Raw genomic sequence first — 17,070 nt, forward strand, 5'->3', positions numbered from 1 at the left:
GCCTGCGGGTCAATCCCCTGCGTCCAGACGCCGCACCAGGGCGATATAGCGGCGTTGCGCCTGGTCGGACGGCAGCCCGGCCAAGAGGCGCCAGGCGGCGTGGCGGACCTGGCCGCGGGCGTCGGCATCGGGGGGCGCCGCCTGCGGGGCGTCGCCGTGGCGCGCTTGCTGCTCGTAGGCGGCCAGGCGGATCGCCACGGCGGCCGAGGGCGGCGCGGATAGCGAGCGCAATTCGATGACGGCTGCGTCGAACGCATCCGGCAGGGCGTCCGCGCCGAGGGCCAGCGTGGCGTCGTCCATCGCGTCGCCCTCGGGTTCGTGGCCGCCGGCTGCAGCCAGGCGCCGCCACAAGGCGTCTTCGCGTTCGGGCTCGTCGGCGCGGGCCGTCACCTTGCTGATGGCGTTGTTGCGCAGGCGCAGGGTGTGCGTGGACGTGCCCTGGTACAGGCTGGCGCCATCCTGCACCTGGAAGCGCAGCGGCAGCGCGATGGAGCGCCCGGCCAGCGCGGGCTGCCCCACGTCGCTCACCGCGAAGGTGTTGCGCGAATAGTCCATCAGCCGCGAGAACAGGTTGATCAGCGCGCCGCGGCCTTCGTAGACGCCGCTGATCGGGTTGTCGCCTTCTTCGGTCCAGACCACGTCTTCGGCAAACAGCGGGAACAGCGTTTCGAATTCGCCGGCCAGGAGCGAGTCGCGGTACGCGCCCAGGATGCGTTCGACATCCGCGGCGCCCATCGGGGCGCCGCGTGCGGCGGCGCGCGGCGACTGGGCGGCGGCGGGGTCGCGGTCCATGAACTGCAGCACGGTCGCGGCCACGAGGTCGCGGTCGTTGTCCACGCAGATCATGTGATAACTGTTGTTCAACAGCACCAGCTGGCTGCCCGCGATGGCCTCATGCAGCAGCTGCGCCGAGCGCACGGAGGTGAGCTCGTCTTCGTGCGCGTGCATGATCAGCGTGGGGCAGCCAATGCCGTCCAGCCCGCGCCTGACCGCGTCGCGCAACCGGTCGACTTCGCGCACGCAGGCCAGCGGCACCCAGCGATAGTGGAAATTCTCGCCTCGTTCGAACTTGGCCTTGACGATGGACCGCACCAACTCGTTCTTGATGCCGTAGGGCTCTTCCTCTTCCACGCGCATGCGCGCGGCCAGGCCGGGAATGCGGTAGACCAGCTTGCGCAGGCCGCGATACCAGGGCGTGCTCCAGCCGTCGATGAAGACGGGCGCGGCCAGCGACACCAGCTTGCCCTGCTTGTGTCCGACCCGCTTGCATAGTTCGACCGCCAGCAGCGCGCCCAGGCACATGCCGATGACGTGCAGGGTGTCGTGGCGGGCGGCGACTTCGCGGTATTTGCGCGTCACGGCGTCCAGCCAGTCTTCCATGCGCACCGACAGCAGGTCTTCGGGCGAGGCGCCGTGTCCGGGCAGGGTCAGGCTGTACGTCTGGATGCCGGCGCGTTTCAAGACCTTGTGCATCGACCCCAGGTCGTACTCGGTCCCGCCCAATCCGTGGATCAGGAGGGCGCCCGTGCCGGACGGCGCGTCGGGACTACTGGGGGGCATCGGCGGGCTCGCGCTCGATCTCGCCCAGCCGCCACATGCCGGCCACGACGGCCACGCTGCCGTCGAAGTCCGACAACGGCGACCCCCGGTCGCTGACCAGCCGCCAGCCGCCCGCCGTGTGCGCCACGCGGAACAGCAGGGGCGTGCGGTCCTGGGCGCCCGCGCGGCGGGCCGCCCAGTGCATCGCCAGGCGCGACCGGTCTTCCGGATGCGCATGGGCAGCCAGCGACTCCAGATCGGTGATGGCGCCAGCGGGAAGCCCGAAAGCGTCCTGCAGGTCGCCCGCCAGTTCCAACTGGCCGTCATAGGGATTGAAGCGGTACATCAGCTGGTGGCTGCCGGCTAGCGCCAGGTCGAAGCGGCCGCGCCACTGTTCGGCGTTCTCAAGCGCCTGGGCGCGCGCGCCGCGCAGGGTGTTGACGAGCAGCAGCAGCAGCGCCGTGACCACCAGGTAGACCTGGGTGGCCAGCAGCACGTGCCAGGGGTCGTTGGCCTCGACGAAGGGGCCTTCGCCCTGGGCGCTCTGGTACAGCGCCATCAGCATCAAGGTCACCATCGCCAGCGTGCCGCCCGGCGTGCCCCAGACCAGCGCGATCAGCACCGCGAACACCAGCGGCAGATAGGTCAGCTCAAAAGACACGACATAGGGCAGGTTCTGGATCATGTCTCCGTCGAACGTCATGAAGGTCGACACGATCATCAAGGCGTACGCCACCGCGCCGATCAGCAGGTCCCGCATGCGCGGGCCGCCGGAGCGGCGAGGCCGGAACTGCGCCCAGCCGGTCAACGCCGGCGCCAGGATCAGCACGCCCGCCAGATACGCCGTGACCCAGGTGCGCAGCCGCACCAGCGCGTGGGCTTCCTGCGTCAGCCACAGCCAGCCTCCGCCCAACAGGGCGCTGCTGGCTGCCCCGGCAACCGCGCCGGCCAGCAACGCGGCGACGAAGCCCGGGCCCTCGGCGCGCGGCGACAGGCGCTGCACCGTCCAGGCGGCCAATAGCGAAGACAGGCTGCCCGTCAGCGCGAAGACGATGGCGGTGGCGGGTTGCCCGCGCGAGACAAGCGTCAGGAGCAACTGGGCGCAGAAGAATCCCGCCACCAGCAGCAGCCAGTTGCGGCGGGCGGTCAGCAGGTAGGCGCCGACGGCCACCCCGGGCGGCAGCCAGACGAACAGGGCGTGGCTGACCGGGTCGCTGAGCAGGTGCGAGAACACGCCGCACAGCAGATAGGGGAGGGTCCACAGCAGGCAAAGCGGATTCTTTCTAACCGTATCGGTCATACCCATGTCGGTCCTTGCAAACGCATTGAGGCGTGGCGAAGCGCGTTCACCGTGATCAGCGGGTTATACACGGCCCGGACGGCGCTGCGAAGCACCCGCGCCACACTGGCACCCGAAAATCTTGGTACCCTTGAATGCACTTCCGTTTCCACCGCCATCTCAGTGCCCCAGGTTTCAGTGCTTTCCTTGTCCGCCCCGACCCTGTCCGTGCCCGCCTGCCCCTTGCCTTGCGCGGCGTCCGCCGGCCCGCCCCGGTTTCGGAGACGGCCACGCCCGCTCGGCCGGCTGTGGATGTGCGCGTGCGTCGTCGTGCTGCTGGCGTTGCTGTCGGCCTGCGGCACCACCAAGGTGCAGCCGGGCTACTACCGCGTGCAGTCCGGCGACACGCTGACGCAGATCGCGCGCAAGCAGGGCACCAGTGTCAGCAACCTGGTGCGGTGGAACGGTTTGTCGAATTCGAATGCGATCGAGGTCGGGCAGATGCTGCGGGTGCAAGCGCCGGGAGGCCAGGCCAGCACCTCCGGTTCCGGCAAGGCGCAGTCCAAGCCGGCGACTTCTGCGCCGCGAACCTCCACCTCCACGGCCAAGCGGCGCACTGCCCCGCCGGGCGCGATTTCGCTGGTCTGGCCGGCGCAGGGCAAGGTCACGCGCGGCTATGACGGCGGCGGTTCCAACGGCATCGTCATTTCCAATTCCTCGGGCACGCCGGTGGTGGCCGCAGCAGGCGGCACGGTCGCCTATTCGGGCAGCGGCCTGCGGGGCTACGGCCACCTGGTCATCGTCAAGCACAATGCCAGCTTCCTCAGCATCTACGCGCACAACAGCAAGCTGCTGGTCAAGGAAGGCCAAAGCGTGAAGCAGGGGCAGAAGATCGCCGAAATGGGCAACAGCGACAGCAAGCAGGTGGGCTTGTATTTCGAGTTGCGCTATGACGGCCAGGCGGTCGACCCGGCGGGGAACCTGCCGCCCAAATGATCGGGCGGCGGCCCGGCCTACGTCGCCGCGTCCTGCGTCAGGGTCGAGATGAACGTGGCGGTGCGCGGGTCTGCGGGGTGCGAGAAGATCGCCCGGGACTCGCCGGATTCCACGACGACGCCGTCCAGCAGGAACACCACTTCGCGCGAGACGCTGGCGGCCAGGCGCAGGTCGTGCGTGGCCATCAGCATGGTCATGCCTTCCGTGGCCAACTGGCGCAGCACATCCACCACTTCGGCCGCCAGGCCCGGGTCCAGCGCAGAGGTCGGCTCGTCGCACAGCAGCACGCGCGGGGCGGGCGCCAGCGCGCGGGCAATCGCCACGCGTTGCTGCTGGCCGCCCGACAGGTTGGCGGGCCAGGCGTCGGCCTTTTCGGCCATGCCGACCTTCTTCAGCAATTCCTCGGCGCGCGCGCGGGCGCGGTCCAGCGGCCACTTCTGCACGGTCAGCAAGCCTTCCATCACATTGCCGATCACCGTCTGGTGCGGAAACAGCTGAAAGTTCTGGAACACCATGCCGGTCTGCTTGCGCACGCGCTGCACCTGTTCGCGCGCCAGCTTCCGTCCGGGCTCGAATTCAACTGTTTCCGGTCCGATGGATAGCGTGCCGCGGTCGGGCACCTCCAGCAGGTTCACGCAGCGCAGCAAGGTGCTCTTGCCGCTGCCCGACGGGCCGATCAAGGCGGTGACGCTGCCTTCGGCGATGCTCACGTCCACTTGCTTGAGCACCGGGTTGCCGCCAAAGGACTTTTCGATTTTCTGCAGGCGGATCATCGGCTTTTCTCGGAAAACACGGCGTGCTGGCCAAAGCGCTTTTCCAGGCGGACTTGCGCGGCGGACAGGACGGAACTGAACACCAGGTAGATCAGCGCCGCCTCGGTGTAGAGGATCAGCGGCTCATAGGTGACGGCCGCGATGCGTTGCGCGGCCTGGAAGATTTCGGGCACGGTCAGCACCGCAGCCAGCGACGTGTCCTTGACCAGCGCGATGAACGAGTTCGACAGGGGCGGCACCGCCACGCGCGCCGCTTGCGGCAGGATGGTGCGGCGTAGCGCCTGGCCGCGCGTCATGCTGAGCGAATACGCCGCTTCCCACTGGCCCTTGGTGATGGATTCGATGGCGCCGCGGATGACTTCCGAGTTGTAGGCGCCCACGTTCAGCGTGAAGCCGATCAGCGCGGCGGGCAGCGGATCCAGCACGATGCCCACGCTGGGCAGGCCGTAGAAAATCACGAACAGCTGCACCAGCAACGGCGTTCCGCGGATCAGCCAGACATAGAAGCGCACCACCGCGACCAGCGGCGCCGGGCCGAACAGCCGGATCAACGCCACCAGGAACGCCAACGCCAGCCCCAGCGCGAACGACATCAGCGTGAGGGGCACCGTGAAGACCAGCCCGGCGTGCAGCAGCGGCCAGAACGAGTCGGCCATCAGCTGCACCCAGGCCGGCACGGCCCATGACCCGATTTGCGCCAGCAGCCAATCGGGGATGACGGCTTGCAGCCAGGAGGGTAGCGTCATGTGCGTGCCTGCCGCTTACTGCGCCGACAGGTCCGTGCCGAAGTATTTGACCGAAATGGTCTTGTAGGTGCCGTCGGCCTTGATGTCGGCCAGCGCCTTGTTGATGGCGGCTTGCAGTTCGGGGTTGCCCTTGCGGATCAGCACGCCGGAGTTGCTGAATTCGGCCGTCTTGTCCGTGGCGGCGATCTTCACCTTTGCGTTGGGCTTTTGTTTCTTGAAGTCCAGGAACGACAGGTTGTCATTGACCGTGGCTTCCACGCGGCCCGAGGTCAAGAGGTCGATGGCTTCGTTAAAGCCCTGCACGGCGACGACTTCCGCGCCGTGGCTTTGCGCCAGCTTGCCGAAGTTGCTGGTCAGCGTGTTGGCTGACTTCTTGCCCTTCAGGTCGGCAAATGACTTGATGGTGGTGTTGTCGTCGCGCACGATCAGCACCGCTGCCGACGAGATATAGGGATCGGAAAAGTCATACTTGGCTTTGCGCGCGTCGGTGATGCCGACCTGGTTGATCACGGCGTCGTAGCGCTTGGCGTCCAACCCCGCGATCAGGCCGTCCCATTTGCCTTCGACGAATTGGGCCTTCACGCCCAGGCGTTCGGCGATGGCGCGCCCAATGTCCACGTCAAAACCGGTAAGCTGGCCCGATGCGTCGTGGAAGGTAAAGGGGGCGTAGGTGCCTTCGGTGCCGATCTTGAACGTGCCGGCGGATTTGATCTGGTCCAGGCCGGACTGGGCGTGGGCAGCGGTCAGGGCGGCGGCCTGGATAAGGCCGGCGATGAACAGCGAGCGGAAGAGTTTCATGGCAATGCTCCACGGATGATCGGTGTCATTCTGGAGAGCTTGCGGGTGTGCAATACCCTCCGGCGTAGCCGCACTCTAACAACGCGCCTATTTTTCCACAAAGCATAAGGAATAGTAAAAATATAGCTGCAAGTCATATGGCTACCCCGCCCGGCGCGACCTGCGCCGGGCGCAATCAATCGGCAAAGCGAGGGAGATCGGCGTGGAACAGCAATGGAACAGGCGGGCGTTCATGATGGCGGCTGCGGGCGCGGCGGCGTTTGCCGGGGTGATGCCCGCGCAGGGCGCCAACGGCTTGCGGCTGACGCCCGGGGGAGGCAGCATCACGCAGGTGTCCGGGTTGCGCGTGGGCCACTACACCGATACCCGCCGTCCCACCGGCTGCACGGTCATCATCGCCGAGGCGGGCGCCACGGGTGGCGTCGATGTGCGCGGCGCCGCGCCCGGCACCCGTGAGACCGATCTGCTCAATCCCGTGAACATGGTGGAAAAGGTGCACGCCATCGTGCTGTCGGGCGGCAGCGCGTTCGGCCTGGACACCGCCACGGGCGTCATGCGCTATCTGGAAGAAAAGAAGATCGGCTTCGATGTGGGCGTGGCGCACGTGCCCATCGTGCCGGCCGCCATCCTGTTCGACCTGGGCGTGGGCGACGCCTCCGTCCGGCCGGATGCGGCGGCCGGTTACCAGGCCTGCAAGTCGGCCACCACTGCCGCCCCGCAGGAAGGCAACGTCGGGGCCGGCGCCGGCGCCACCGTGGGCAAGCTGTACGGCGCCAAGCGCGCCATGAAAGGCGGCATCGGCAGCGCGTCGCTGACGGTGGCGGGCGTGACCGTGGGCGCGATCGTGGCCGTGAACGCGGTGGGCGACGTGCTGGATCCCGCGACCGGGCGCATCCTGGCCGGCGCGCGCACGCCGGACGGCAAGCACCTGCTGGATACGCGGGCGGCCATCCTGGCGGGCGACCTGCCCAATTCGATGCGCCCCGGCACCGCCACCACCATCGGCGTGGTCGCCACCGATGCCACGCTGACCAAGGCGCAGGCGCAGAAGATCGCCGGCATGGCCCACGATGGCCTGGCCCGCACCATCAACCCCATCCACACGATGATGGACGGCGACACGATCTTCGCGCTGGGCACCGGCGCCTCCGGCAAGCCGGGCAATGTGATGCTGCTGGGCGTCATGGCGGCGGAAGCCATGGCGATCGCGGTGCAGCGCGCCATCCTGGCGGCGCGCGCGGTGGAAGGCTTTCCCGCCGCCGTGGATTTCATCGCCTGAACGCCGGGCGCCAGGGCCGGGCCTGACCTCAGATTGTCACAGGACGGGAACATGATGGGGGACACCGGGCATCCGGTGTCCTGGGGGCTCTCTATGTACGAAGGCGAACGGTTCAATGGCGCCACGCACCTGGCCGGCCTGGCGCTGGCGGTGGGGGCGTCCGGTTGGCTGATCTCGCGCGCGGCCGAACTGAAGGTGGACACGAAACAGATCGTCAGCTGCGCGGTGTTCGCGGCATCGATGATCGCCGTCTATGCCTCGTCGGTGCTGTACCACTGCACCCGGGGCCGCAACAAGGCCCGCTGGGCCAAGGCGGACCATTGCGCCATCTACCTGCTGATCGCCGGGACCTATACGCCGCTGGCGTTCGGGCCGGTGGAGCACGGGTGGGGCGCGGCGATGGGCGTGGCCATCTGGCTGCTGGCCGCCATCGGCATCAGCCGCGAGCTCTGGTGGGCGCGCGGCGCGGCGCCGGCCTTGCCGCTGTACCTGGCGATGGGCTGGCTGGGGGTGATGTTCGCCGCCCCGATCGCCGGCGCGCTGTCGTCCGCGGGCCTGGCTTGGCTGCTGGCGGGGGCGGCCGCGTACACGGTGGGCACGCTGTTCTACGTGAACGACAAGCGCTGGCGCCACGCCCACGGGATCTGGCACCTGTTCGTGATGGGCGGGTCTGCCTGCCATTTCGTCACGGTATTCGGTTTCCTGCGCTACGGCACGCCCGCCTGAACGGGGCGCGGGGCGTCCGCCCGGCCGCCCGCGGGTGCCGTCAGCGCCAGCTGGCCAGCGGCAGCATGCCGCCCCGGTCTTTCACTTTGCGCATGACGATATGCGAACACAGGTCGCGCACCCCTGCGATCTTGCTGAGCTTGTCTTCCACGAACTGCGAAAACGCCGACAGGTTGCGCGTGCGCACCGTCAGGATGTAGTTGGAGGCGCCCGTCACGATGCTGGCTTCGGTGATCTCGTCGTGGGCGGCGATGCCGGCCAGGAACGCCTCGTGCCAGCCCGGGCGCGATTGGTCCAGCGACACGTGGACAATGGCCTCCAGCTCGAATCCCAGCTTCTCGGCGTCCAGCACTGCCCGGTACTGCCGGATCATCCCGCCTTCCTCCAGCGCCCGCACGCGGCGCAGGCAGGCCGAGGGTGACAGCGCCACCTGTTCGGCCAGGTCCTGGTTGCTGAGCTGGCCGTTCTCTTGCAGCCGGTACAGGATGCGCTGGTCTATCGCGTCGAGTTGCATGGGGCAATCCAATTCTGAAAATTCGGGTTTCGTGCAATTTACTGCGGAATCCTAGGGTAAGCCACGCCCGGATTTGCAATATTTCGGCTCATTGGCGCTGCTATCCTGTTTGCAGGACATTGCCCGAAGGAGCATTGCATGACTACGCGTGAAGACTGCGTCGCCGCAGACCGGAAAGACCCCCTGGCCCCCCTGAAGGCGCGCTTCGCGCTGCCGCCCGGCGTGCTCTATATGGACGGCAATTCGCTGGGCGTCAGCCCGAAGGCTGCCGCCGCCCGCGCTGCCGAGGTCATCACCCAGGAATGGGGCACGGGCCTGATCCGCAGCTGGAACACCGCCGGCTGGTTCGAATTGCCCGCCCGCCTGGGCGACAAGCTGGGCAGCCTGCTGGGCGCGCGCGAGGGCGAGCTGGTGGTCACCGACACCACGTCGCTGAACATTTTCAAGGCGCTGGCCGCCGGGCTGCGCATCCAGCAGGGCAAGCAGCCGACGCGCCGCGTCATCCTGTCCGAACGCGACAACTTCCCGACCGATCTCTACATGATCCAGGGCATGATCGACCTGCTGCAGCAGGGCTACGAGATGCGCCTGATCGACGAGACGCTGCCGCTGGACAAGGCGCTGGACGAATCCGTCGCCGTGATGCTGCTGTCGCACGTGAACTACCGCAGCGGCCAGATGCACGACATGGCCGCCGTGACCGCGCTGGCGCATGAGCGCGGCGCGCTGACCATCTGGGACCTGGCGCATGCCGCGGGCGCGGTGCCGGTGGACTTGAATGGCGCCAACGCCGACTTCGCCGTCGGCTGCACCTATAAGTACCTGAACGGCGGCCCGGGTTCGCCCGCCTTCATCTGGGTGGCGCCGCGCCACACCAAGGACTTCTGGCAGCCGCTGTCGGGCTGGTGGGGCCACACGCGCCCGTTCGACATGGCCGTTGCCTACGAGCCGGCCGGCGGCATTCGCCGCTACCTGTGCGGCACCCAGCCCATCGTGTCGCTGTCGCTGGTGGAATGCGGCCTGGACGTGGCCCACGAGGCGGACATGGCCGAAGTGCGCAGCAAATCGCTGGCCTTGGGCGACCTGTTCATCGCGCTGGTCGAGGAACGCTGCGAGGGCCATCCGCTTACGCTCGTCACGCCGCGCAAGCACGCCGATCGCGGCAGCCACGTCAGCTTCCGCCATCCCAATGGCTACGAGGTGATGCAGGCGCTGATCGCGCGCGGCCTGATCGGCGATTACCGCGAACCCGAGGTGCTGCGCTTCGGCCTGACGCCGCTGTACTTCGGCTATGCCGACGTGTGGGACGCAGTGGATATCCTGAAGGACGTGCTGGACAGCCGCGCCTGGGACCAGCCTGAGTTCAAGCAACGGTCCGCCGTGACCTGAGCGCCCCGAAGCGTTGCCTTATCGCGCAGGCCAAACCGGCCTTACATCCATGAAGAGAGCGCAGTACAAGGAGGAGACAATGCGGCAACAACAAGGGTTCGGCGAAATCGCCGAACGTGAAAAGGGGCTCAAGCGGCGCTTGACCTCGGGCCAGATGAGCATGATCGCCATCGGCGGGGCGATCGGCACCGGCCTGTTCCTGGGCAGCAAGTTCGCCATCGGGTTCGCCGGCCCCAGCGTGATCATCAGCTACGCCATCGGCGGGCTGATCACGCTGCTGCTGATGGGCTGCCTGGCCGAAATGACGGTGGCGCATTCCACGTCCGGTTCTTTCGGCGCCTATGCCGAGCACTACGTCGGCCCGCTGGCGGGGTTCCTGGTGCGCTACGCGTACTGGTCCTGCGTGGTGCTGGCGGTGGGCACCGAAGTGACGGCGGTGGCCGAATACATGAAGTACTGGTTCCCCGCGGTGCCCGGTTGGCAATGGGTATGCGTGTTTTCAGCGGCGCTGATCTTCATCAACGCGATGAGCGTCAAGGCTTTCGGCACCATCGAATACTGGTTCTCGACGATCAAGATCACGGCGATCGTGGCCTTCATCATCCTGGGGGCCTATGTGGTCTGGGGCAATCCGCAGTACGGCACGGCGCTGTACACCTCGCATGGCGGGTTCTTCCCGAATGGCGTGTGGGGCATGTGGATCGCCGTGGTGATCTCGATCTTCAGCTACCTGAGCGTGGAGATGATCGCGGTGGCCGCGGGCGAAGCCGAGGATCCCGAACGCGCCGTCAAGAAGGCGTTCCGCGCCACCATCGTCCGGCTGGTCGTTTTCTACCTGCTGACCTTGGCGCTGATCCTGGCCATCGTGCCGTGGGATGAAGCGGGCAAGGGCGGCAGCCCGTTCGTGAAGGTGATGCAGGCGCTGGACATCCCTGGCGCCGCGGGCGTCATCAACTTCATCGTGCTGGTGGCGGCGCTGTCGGCCATGAACAGCCAGCTCTACATCACGACGCGAATGATGTTCAGCCTGTCGCGCGCCGGGCACGCGCCATCCGTGCTGGGTCGGCTGACGCGCAGCGGCACGCCGCTGAACGCGCTGCTGCTGTCAACCAGCGGCATCGCCATCGCGGCGGTGCTCAATGCGCTGTATCCGGAGACCTCGTTCACGCTGATGATGGCCATCTCGATGTTCGGCGCGCTGTTCACCTGGATGATGATCTTCGTCACGCATTACTTCTTCCGCCGCCGCTGGGCGCGCGAAGGGGGCGCCGCGCTGTCGTTCAGGATGCCCGGCTTTCCGGCGCTGACGTTGCTGGGCGCGGTCGCGATGCTGGCGATCCTGATCACGACGGCGTTCACCGGCGTGTTCAAGATGACGCTGGCCTTCGGCGTGCCGTTCCTGCTGATCCTGGCGGCGCTGTATTTCCTGTTGTTCAAGAAGCGCGGCGAAACCGTGGTGCTGCAAACGCGCAGCCAGCGCGGGTAGTCGGCAAGGGTAGTCGGCAAGGGTAGCCAGCGCAGTGAAGACGGGCCCGGGGCGCTAGCGCCCCGGGCCGTTGCCGCATTGCCGGATCGCCGCAAGCATCGCGCGGGCGCGGGCCGGCAGCGAGCGCGACGCGTACACCGCATGCATTTGCGGCGCGGCGCCTTGGGCGGAGGTCACGGTATAACCTGGACATACCCGTACCAGCGCCCCGCGCTCGATCTCGGGCTGCGCGGCCCAGTCCGCCAGCCGCGCGATCCCCATGCCTTGCAGCACCATCGCCATCAAGCCGCTGCCGCTGCTGACGCGCACGGCGGGTTCGGCGTGCAGCCGCAAGATGCGCTTGTCTTGCCGCAGGTGCCAGTCCTTCAGCACGCGCGGCCCGGTGTGCATCACCAGGCGGTGCGACTTCAGGTCTTCGGGTTCGCGGGGCAGGCCCATGCGGCGCACGTAGTCCGGACTGGCGCACAGCAGCCGGTCGTATGGCCACAGGCGCGCGCCCAGCAGGTCGCTGGACGCTGGAAAACCGCCTCGGATCGCAAAGTCCAGGCCTTCGGCGATCGGGTCTACCCATTTGTCGGTGTACAGGATGTCCATGCTGACGCCGGGATGCGCGTCCGCATACTGGCGCAGCACGGCCGGCAGCAGGACCACGCCCAGCAGGTCGGGCGCCGAAAAGCGCAGGCGGCCCTGGGCGCCGCCCTCGACGTCCTGCAAGTCGTCGCGCGCTTGCGCCTCAAGCCGCAGCAGCTCGCGCGCCGACTGGAAATAGCTTTCGCCCTGCGGAGTGAGCACGACGCTGCTCTTGCTGCGCAACAGCAGTTGCGCGCCCACCTGGCGCTCCAATGACTGCACGGCCCGCGTCACGGCGCTGGGCGAGGCGCCCAGCGCGCGGGCGGCCAGTACGAAGCTCTGGCGTTCAGCCACGGCGCAGAACACCTGGTATTCCCATAGCGCGCCTCGTTCCATGCGGATTCTCCATTGCGTTTTCCGCAACATGATATTGCAACGCTTCGATGCTCGCCCGGCCTAGACTGGCGGCTTTCCTGCCTTGCCTGCCTACATCATGTCGCAACCCTGCTATGTGGACCCGCTATCCGGCCAACGCTACCCGATCACCGATGCCCGCTGGTGCTCCGACGCGCAAACCCCGCTGATGATCTCGCCGTTGCCGGGGATATCCCGCGACGATATCGATACGCGCGACCGCTCCATCTGGCGCTATCGCGCCGCTTTGCCGCAGGACATCGCGACGCCGGTATCGATGGGCGAGGGCGGCACGCCGATGGTCGAGCGCGCCTGGGGCGGCTTGCGCCCGCATTTCAAACTGGAATGGTTCAACCCCACGTGCAGCTTCAAGGACCGCGGCGCGGCGGTCATGCTGTCGTGGCTGCGCCAGATCGGCATACCGGCCGTGGCCGAGGATAGCTCCGGCAACGGCGGCGCGGCCATCGCGGCCTTCGGCGCGGCGGCGGGCATGGGCGTCACCATTTTCGCGCCTGCCTACACGTCCATCGCCAAAGTGGCGCAGATCCGCGCGTTCGGCGCCGACGTGCGCCTGGTGGAAGGCCCGCGCGAGAATTCGCAGACCGAAGCCATCCGTGCGTTGCAAGACATCTTCTACGCCAGCCACAACTGGCAGCCGTTCTTCCTGCAAGGCACCAAATCCATCGCCTACGAAATGTGGGAAGACTTCGGTTTCCAGGCCCCCGACAACATCGTGATCCCGGCGGGCGCGGGCAGCAACGTGCTGGGTTGCGCCATCGGGTTCGCCGAACTGCTGGCGGCCGGCCAGATCCGCCGGCTGCCCAAGCTGTTCGTGGCGCAGCCGCTGAATTGTTCGCCGGTGGACGCCAGCTTCCAGGCGGGCGTGGACAGCGCCGTGCCGCGCGAGGTGCTGCCCACCGTGGCCGAAGGCACGGCCATCAAGCACCCGGTGCGCTTGCGGGAGGTGTTGCAGGCCGTGCGGGCCAGCGGCGGACAGACGGTGGCGGTGCCGGAGGCGGATATCGTGGCGGCAGTGCGGCGGCTGGCGATGTCCGGCCTGTACGCCGAACCGACCAGCGCCACGGCGGCGGCGGCCTTGGACGTGCTGCAGGCGCGCGGCGCGATCCAGGCGGGTGAACGCACGGTGGTGCTGCTGACCGGCACCGGCATCAAGTCCACGCAGTTCATGACCGACCTGTATTCGGCGGCGCAGTGAATCGGGGCGCGGGCCCGTTCGGACTATCGACGGGCCCGCGCTGGGATCAACTGGCCTGGGCCGCCGCAGTGCGTTCGTTTGGCGCGGCCAGCTCGGGGGCAAGCGAGAACACGCGCAGGCGATGCCCGTCAGGATCGAGCGCAACGAAGGTGCGCCCGAAATCCGCGTCGGTGGGGGCTTGCAGGATGGGCAGGCCGCGCAGGCTCCATTCCCGATGGCGCTGGTCGACGACGCCGGGGTCCGCCACGGCAAAGGCCAGTTCGGACGCGCCGCCGCGGCCGGCCGCGGCCGGTTCCACGGTGTAGCGCGACCACAATCCCAGCTTCAGGCCGGAATCCAGCACGAAGAGGGCGAAAGTGGGCGAGTTCTCGACAGGTTGGCGTTGCAGCAGCGCGCTGTAGAACGCCGCGCTGGCCTGGGGCTTTTCGACGTAGAAGAGGACGTAGTTGGTGTCGGACATGATGCGCTCCTGGTGGTTGATGCGCTCATGTTAGGCAGGGGTACTGTCAGTTTTTGGCAGTAGTGTGCATCAGGATTTTTTTGGTTCCTGGTGGATGGCACGCCACTCTTTCAACAGGGCGTGGCGCCGCCGGGGGTAGCGGTCGCCCGCGCTCACGGCGGCGATGCGGTCGGTGCGGAAATGCCGGAAATCCTGGCGCAGTTCACACCAGGCCATGACCAGCCGCACGCTGTCGAAAAAGCCCAGCGCAAAGGGCCAGATCACGCGGGCGGAATCCGACCCCTTGTCGTCGCGATACTGGATTTCCAGCTTGCGTTCGCTGCGGATCGCCTGGCGGATCAGCGCCACGTCGACCCGGTCGATGACGTCGCTGGAGCTAGGGGCCACCAGCAACGGAATGGCGTCCAGTTCGTCGCGCAGTTCCTGCGGCAGCACCGCGCCGATCTTGGCCAGCGCATTGCGGGCAGCCAGCCCCAGGCGTTCGTCCGAGCGGCCCGCCACCCAGCGCGTGCCCAGCACCAGGGCTTCGATCTCTTCGGTGCTGAACATCAGGGGCGGCAGCATGAATCCGGGGCGCAGCACGTAGCCCACACCGGGCTCGCCTTCGATCTCGGCGCCCTGGCATTGCAGCGTCGCGATGTCGCGGTAGAGCGTGCGCAGGCTGATGCCCATTTCGGCGGCCAGCCGCTGGCCGCTGACGGGCAGGCGGTGGCGGCGCAGGGTCTGGAGCAGCTCCAGCAGACGTTCGGTGCGGGACATGGGGCAGGACGACGGAATCGGATGCCGTAATGCTGCCACGAAATGGCAGTATTGCGTCAGCCCGGCGGCAGGTCCATCAGCCAGTCATGCACGCGCCCGGCCAGGGCGAGGCTGTTGCGGTCCATCATCAGCATGTGCGAATTGCCGGTGATGCCCTGATCGGGCAGGGACAGCACGGTGACGCAGGGGTAGCGACGCGCGAAGTCCTGCACCCGCGCCCGCATCCGCGGCCAGCGCGGGTCGGTGTCCATGTTGTCGCCCATCACGATCAGCGTCGGCGTGCGGTAGTCGGCCTCCGGCGCCAGCAAGGGGATGCTGGCCGGCTCCAGCGCCACCACGGCGCGTACCCGGTCGGGCCGGGCCTGCGCCGCGCGGATGCCGAAGACGCCTGCCTGCGAATGGCAGACGATGATCATCCGCCCCACGCGTTCCAGCAGCGCCAGATAGCCCTGCAGGATGGCCGCGTCGGTGTGGACCCAGCGCGGCACCATCTGGGCGGCCAGGCGGTCGAATGCGGCGACGGGGAACTGCGTGTTGGGATAGGCGCTGTCCGGCCCGGGGCGCGTGTCCGGGCGGCCGATGCGGAACCGCGTGTAGCAGTCTTCCCGCGTTTGCACGATGGGAGCTTCGGGCCAGATCTCGGGCACCAGCGCGTAGCCCGCGCGGCCGCGCTCCACCGCGTCGCACAGGTAGGCGTCCCAGCCGCGCCGCAGGAAGGCGTTCAGCCAGCCTTCGCGGCCGTCCGGCGTGGTTTCCCACGCCGCGCCCGTCATGCCGCCGCCATGCCAGAAAGCCAGCGGCGGGCGGCCGCTTGCGGGTTCTGCCAGGAAATACTGCGCATACATCTGCTCGACGCGATAGGTGCCGTTCGGGTCCAGCGAGACGGGCTGGCCGCCTTCGGCCATGACGACCTCGCGGCAGGGCAAGCCCGACAGCCGGACATCGTGCCCGCCGACGTGGAAAGACCCCATGTCGCGCAACCGGATCGGGGGCGGCGCGCCCGCGCCGTCCAAGGCCGCCTGGTCCGCCGCCATCACTCGGCCTTGATGTGGTTGGCCTGGATCACATTCTTCCAGCGCGCGGTTTCGGCGGTGACGAATTCGCCCAGCGCCTGGCGGGATCCGGCGGCGGTCTCCACGCCCAGTTCGCGCATCTTGGCGGCGACGTCGGGCGCGGCCAGCGCATCGGTGAACGCGTCATGCAGCGCGGCCAGCGTGGCGTCCGGCGTGCGGGCCGGCGCCATGACGCCGAACCAGGGCGTGATCAGGAAATCGGGCACGCCGCTTTCCGCGAAGGTCGGCACGTCCGGGATGGCGGGCGCGCGTTGGCGGCTGGCCACGGCCAGTGCGCGCAGCTTGCCCGCGCGGATGTTGGCCAGCGACGCCGGCAGATTGTCGAAATACATGTCGACCTGTCCGCCCAGCAGGTCGGCCGCCACCTGGCCCGCGCCCTTGTAGGGGATGTGCGCCAGGTCGATCCCGGCGCGCTGCTTGAGCAATTCCGTGGCCAGATGGGCCGACCCGCCCACGCCGGACGAGGCCGAATTCAGCTTGCCGGGGTTGGCGCGGGCGTAGGCCAGCAGTTCGGGCAGCGTCTTGGCCGGCACCTGCGGGTTGACGACCAGCACGCTGGGCACCGTGCCGATCATCGCGACAGGCGCGAAGTCCTTGACGATGTCGTAGGGGGCGGGCTGATAAAGCGACGGGGCGACCGTGCAGCCGAACGCGCACATGAGCAGCGTGTAGCCGTCGGGCGCTGCGCGCGCCACGGCCTGCGCGCCGATGTTGCCGCCCGCGCCCGCGCGGTTTTCCACGATCAACGGCTGACCCAGGCGGCGCGCCAGGTTTTCACTCAGGATGCGCGCCAGGATGTCGGGCGTGCCGCCGGCAGGGAAAGGCACCACCAGCGTAATCGGGCGTGCCGGGAAGTCGGCGGCGGCGGCCGGCTGCAAGGCGCCCAGCGCCAGCGCGGCCCCGGTCAGGACGGCGCCGGCAGCCAGCAGCCAGCGGCGGGGGGAGGCCGCGCGCCAGGGCGCGGCGATCAGGCGTGAGGGGCCCATTGCGGAAGTCTCCAGCTGTCGGGTGCGAAATGCCCGATCTGCCGGCGACTGTAGACTGGCGGCTGCC

Annotated in this window: 17 protein-coding genes; 6 read left to right on the plus strand and 11 right to left on the minus strand. The window is 68.1% G+C overall.

Annotation, left to right across the window (positions count from 1 at the left end):
- Positions 1–9 precede the first annotated feature (9 nt).
- Positions 10–1,560 carry an acyl-CoA-binding protein gene (locus ACO6D5_RS04520; RefSeq protein WP_485824713.1) on the minus strand — a complete coding sequence of 517 codons (1,551 nt, stop codon included), beginning with the start codon at positions 1,558–1,560 and terminating at the stop codon, positions 10–12.
- A complete protein-coding gene (locus ACO6D5_RS04525) occupies positions 1,547–2,839 on the minus strand; it encodes an MASE1 domain-containing protein (protein ID WP_485824714.1) in 1,293 nt (430 codons plus the stop codon). The genes ACO6D5_RS04520 and ACO6D5_RS04525 overlap by 14 nt, the downstream gene beginning before the upstream one ends.
- Positions 2,840–3,130: 291 nt before the next feature.
- Between ACO6D5_RS04525 and ACO6D5_RS04530 the strand changes: the two genes are divergently transcribed.
- The gene (locus ACO6D5_RS04530; protein WP_315844692.1) at positions 3,131–3,814 is read left to right on the plus strand and encodes a peptidoglycan DD-metalloendopeptidase family protein; all 684 of its coding nucleotides are present in this window, start codon (positions 3,131–3,133) and stop codon (positions 3,812–3,814) included.
- Between the two features lie 17 nt (positions 3,815–3,831).
- Here ACO6D5_RS04530 and ACO6D5_RS04535 read toward each other — a convergent pair whose 3' ends face one another.
- The 3 genes from ACO6D5_RS04535 to ACO6D5_RS04545 all read right to left on the minus strand — a co-directional run bounded on the left by ACO6D5_RS04535 (position 3,832) and on the right by ACO6D5_RS04545 (position 6,131).
- Positions 3,832–4,587 carry an ATP-binding cassette domain-containing protein gene (locus ACO6D5_RS04535; protein WP_315844691.1) on the minus strand — a complete coding sequence of 252 codons (756 nt, stop codon included), beginning with the start codon at positions 4,585–4,587 and terminating at the stop codon, positions 3,832–3,834.
- Entirely contained in the window at positions 4,584–5,264 is a 681-nt protein-coding gene (locus ACO6D5_RS04540) for an ABC transporter permease subunit (RefSeq protein WP_315844754.1), read from the minus strand. Before ACO6D5_RS04540 ends, ACO6D5_RS04535 begins: the two co-directional genes overlap by 4 nt.
- 84 nt (positions 5,265–5,348) lie before the next feature.
- Positions 5,349–6,131: an amino acid ABC transporter substrate-binding protein gene (locus tag ACO6D5_RS04545; protein WP_169272014.1), complete on the minus strand. Its 783-nt coding sequence runs from the start codon at positions 6,129–6,131 to the stop codon at positions 5,349–5,351.
- 202 nt (positions 6,132–6,333) lie between these two features.
- On the opposite strand from ACO6D5_RS04545, the gene ACO6D5_RS04550 reads away from it, so the two are divergent.
- Both ACO6D5_RS04550 and trhA read left to right on the plus strand, forming a co-directional pair.
- Positions 6,334–7,410: a P1 family peptidase gene (locus ACO6D5_RS04550; protein WP_315844690.1), complete on the plus strand. Its 1,077-nt coding sequence runs from the start codon at positions 6,334–6,336 to the stop codon at positions 7,408–7,410.
- A gap of 93 nt (positions 7,411–7,503) precedes the next feature.
- A complete protein-coding gene (gene trhA / locus ACO6D5_RS04555) occupies positions 7,504–8,136 on the plus strand; it encodes a PAQR family membrane homeostasis protein TrhA (protein WP_006222610.1) in 633 nt (210 codons plus the stop codon).
- A 40-nt stretch (positions 8,137–8,176) separates the two neighbouring features.
- Here the strand turns inward: trhA and ACO6D5_RS04560 are convergent, their stop codons facing one another.
- Entirely contained in the window at positions 8,177–8,650 is a 474-nt protein-coding gene (locus ACO6D5_RS04560; protein ID WP_006222611.1) for an Lrp/AsnC family transcriptional regulator, read from the minus strand.
- 138 nt (positions 8,651–8,788) lie between these two features.
- Here ACO6D5_RS04560 and kynU point away from each other — a divergent pair, with 138 nt between their 5' ends.
- Together kynU and ACO6D5_RS04570 are read left to right on the plus strand one after the other, a co-directional pair.
- On the plus strand, positions 8,789–10,039 hold the full coding sequence (gene kynU, locus ACO6D5_RS04565; RefSeq protein ID WP_485824715.1) for a kynureninase: 1,251 nt from the start codon (positions 8,789–8,791) through the stop codon (positions 10,037–10,039).
- 79 nt (positions 10,040–10,118) lie between these two features.
- Positions 10,119–11,525 (plus strand): amino acid permease, encoded by a 1,407-nt coding sequence (locus ACO6D5_RS04570; RefSeq protein ID WP_485824716.1) that lies wholly within the window; start codon positions 10,119–10,121, stop codon positions 11,523–11,525.
- 54 nt (positions 11,526–11,579) lie between these two features.
- On the opposite strand, the gene ACO6D5_RS04575 is transcribed toward ACO6D5_RS04570, so the two are convergent.
- Complete coding sequence (locus tag ACO6D5_RS04575) at positions 11,580–12,491, minus strand: LysR family transcriptional regulator (RefSeq protein WP_485824717.1); 912 nt, start codon at positions 12,489–12,491, stop codon at positions 11,580–11,582.
- 97 nt (positions 12,492–12,588) lie between these two features.
- On the opposite strand from ACO6D5_RS04575, the gene ACO6D5_RS04580 reads away from it, so the two are divergent.
- Complete coding sequence (locus ACO6D5_RS04580) at positions 12,589–13,725, plus strand: threonine synthase (RefSeq protein ID WP_485824718.1); 1,137 nt, start codon at positions 12,589–12,591, stop codon at positions 13,723–13,725.
- Between the two features lie 46 nt (positions 13,726–13,771).
- Here ACO6D5_RS04580 and ACO6D5_RS04585 read toward each other — a convergent pair whose 3' ends face one another.
- From ACO6D5_RS04585 to ACO6D5_RS04600, 4 genes are all read right to left on the minus strand, one after another.
- Positions 13,772–14,185: a VOC family protein gene (locus tag ACO6D5_RS04585; RefSeq protein WP_315844685.1), complete on the minus strand. Its 414-nt coding sequence runs from the start codon at positions 14,183–14,185 to the stop codon at positions 13,772–13,774.
- A 69-nt stretch (positions 14,186–14,254) separates the two neighbouring features.
- The gene (locus ACO6D5_RS04590; RefSeq protein ID WP_485824719.1) at positions 14,255–14,944 is read right to left on the minus strand and encodes a helix-turn-helix transcriptional regulator; all 690 of its coding nucleotides are present in this window, start codon (positions 14,942–14,944) and stop codon (positions 14,255–14,257) included.
- Between the two features lie 56 nt (positions 14,945–15,000).
- A complete protein-coding gene (locus ACO6D5_RS04595; protein ID WP_485824720.1) occupies positions 15,001–15,978 on the minus strand; it encodes an alpha/beta hydrolase in 978 nt (325 codons plus the stop codon).
- Positions 15,978–17,003: a Bug family tripartite tricarboxylate transporter substrate binding protein gene (locus tag ACO6D5_RS04600; protein ID WP_485824721.1), complete on the minus strand. Its 1,026-nt coding sequence runs from the start codon at positions 17,001–17,003 to the stop codon at positions 15,978–15,980. The genes ACO6D5_RS04595 and ACO6D5_RS04600 overlap by 1 nt, the downstream gene beginning before the upstream one ends.
- Between the last annotated feature and the right edge of the window lie 67 nt (positions 17,004–17,070).

The sequence above is a fragment of the Achromobacter sp. genome (assembly GCF_057314935.1).

Excerpts from the sequence above, each read along its gene's own strand:
- ACO6D5_RS04520 (WP_485824713.1), bottom strand. The coding sequence starts at position 1,560 with ATGCCCCCCAGTAGTCCCGACGCGCCGTCCGGCACGGGCGCCCTCCTG.
- ACO6D5_RS04525 (WP_485824714.1), bottom strand. The coding sequence starts at position 2,839 with ATGACCGATACGGTTAGAAAGAATCCGCTTTGCCTGCTGTGGACCCTC.
- ACO6D5_RS04530 (WP_315844692.1), top strand. The coding sequence starts at position 3,131 with ATGTGCGCGTGCGTCGTCGTGCTGCTGGCGTTGCTGTCGGCCTGCGGC.
- ACO6D5_RS04535 (WP_315844691.1), bottom strand. The coding sequence starts at position 4,587 with ATGATCCGCCTGCAGAAAATCGAAAAGTCCTTTGGCGGCAACCCGGTG.
- ACO6D5_RS04545 (WP_169272014.1), bottom strand. The coding sequence starts at position 6,131 with ATGAAACTCTTCCGCTCGCTGTTCATCGCCGGCCTTATCCAGGCCGCC.
- trhA (WP_006222610.1), top strand. The coding sequence starts at position 7,504 with ATGTACGAAGGCGAACGGTTCAATGGCGCCACGCACCTGGCCGGCCTG.
- ACO6D5_RS04560 (WP_006222611.1), bottom strand. The coding sequence starts at position 8,650 with ATGCAACTCGACGCGATAGACCAGCGCATCCTGTACCGGCTGCAAGAG.
- kynU (WP_485824715.1), top strand. The coding sequence starts at position 8,789 with ATGACTACGCGTGAAGACTGCGTCGCCGCAGACCGGAAAGACCCCCTG.
- ACO6D5_RS04570 (WP_485824716.1), top strand. The coding sequence starts at position 10,119 with ATGCGGCAACAACAAGGGTTCGGCGAAATCGCCGAACGTGAAAAGGGG.
- ACO6D5_RS04575 (WP_485824717.1), bottom strand. The coding sequence starts at position 12,491 with ATGGAACGAGGCGCGCTATGGGAATACCAGGTGTTCTGCGCCGTGGCT.
- ACO6D5_RS04580 (WP_485824718.1), top strand. The coding sequence starts at position 12,589 with ATGTCGCAACCCTGCTATGTGGACCCGCTATCCGGCCAACGCTACCCG.
- ACO6D5_RS04585 (WP_315844685.1), bottom strand. The coding sequence starts at position 14,185 with ATGTCCGACACCAACTACGTCCTCTTCTACGTCGAAAAGCCCCAGGCC.
- ACO6D5_RS04590 (WP_485824719.1), bottom strand. The coding sequence starts at position 14,944 with ATGTCCCGCACCGAACGTCTGCTGGAGCTGCTCCAGACCCTGCGCCGC.
- ACO6D5_RS04595 (WP_485824720.1), bottom strand. The coding sequence starts at position 15,978 with ATGGCGGCGGACCAGGCGGCCTTGGACGGCGCGGGCGCGCCGCCCCCG.
- ACO6D5_RS04600 (WP_485824721.1), bottom strand. The coding sequence starts at position 17,003 with ATGGGCCCCTCACGCCTGATCGCCGCGCCCTGGCGCGCGGCCTCCCCC.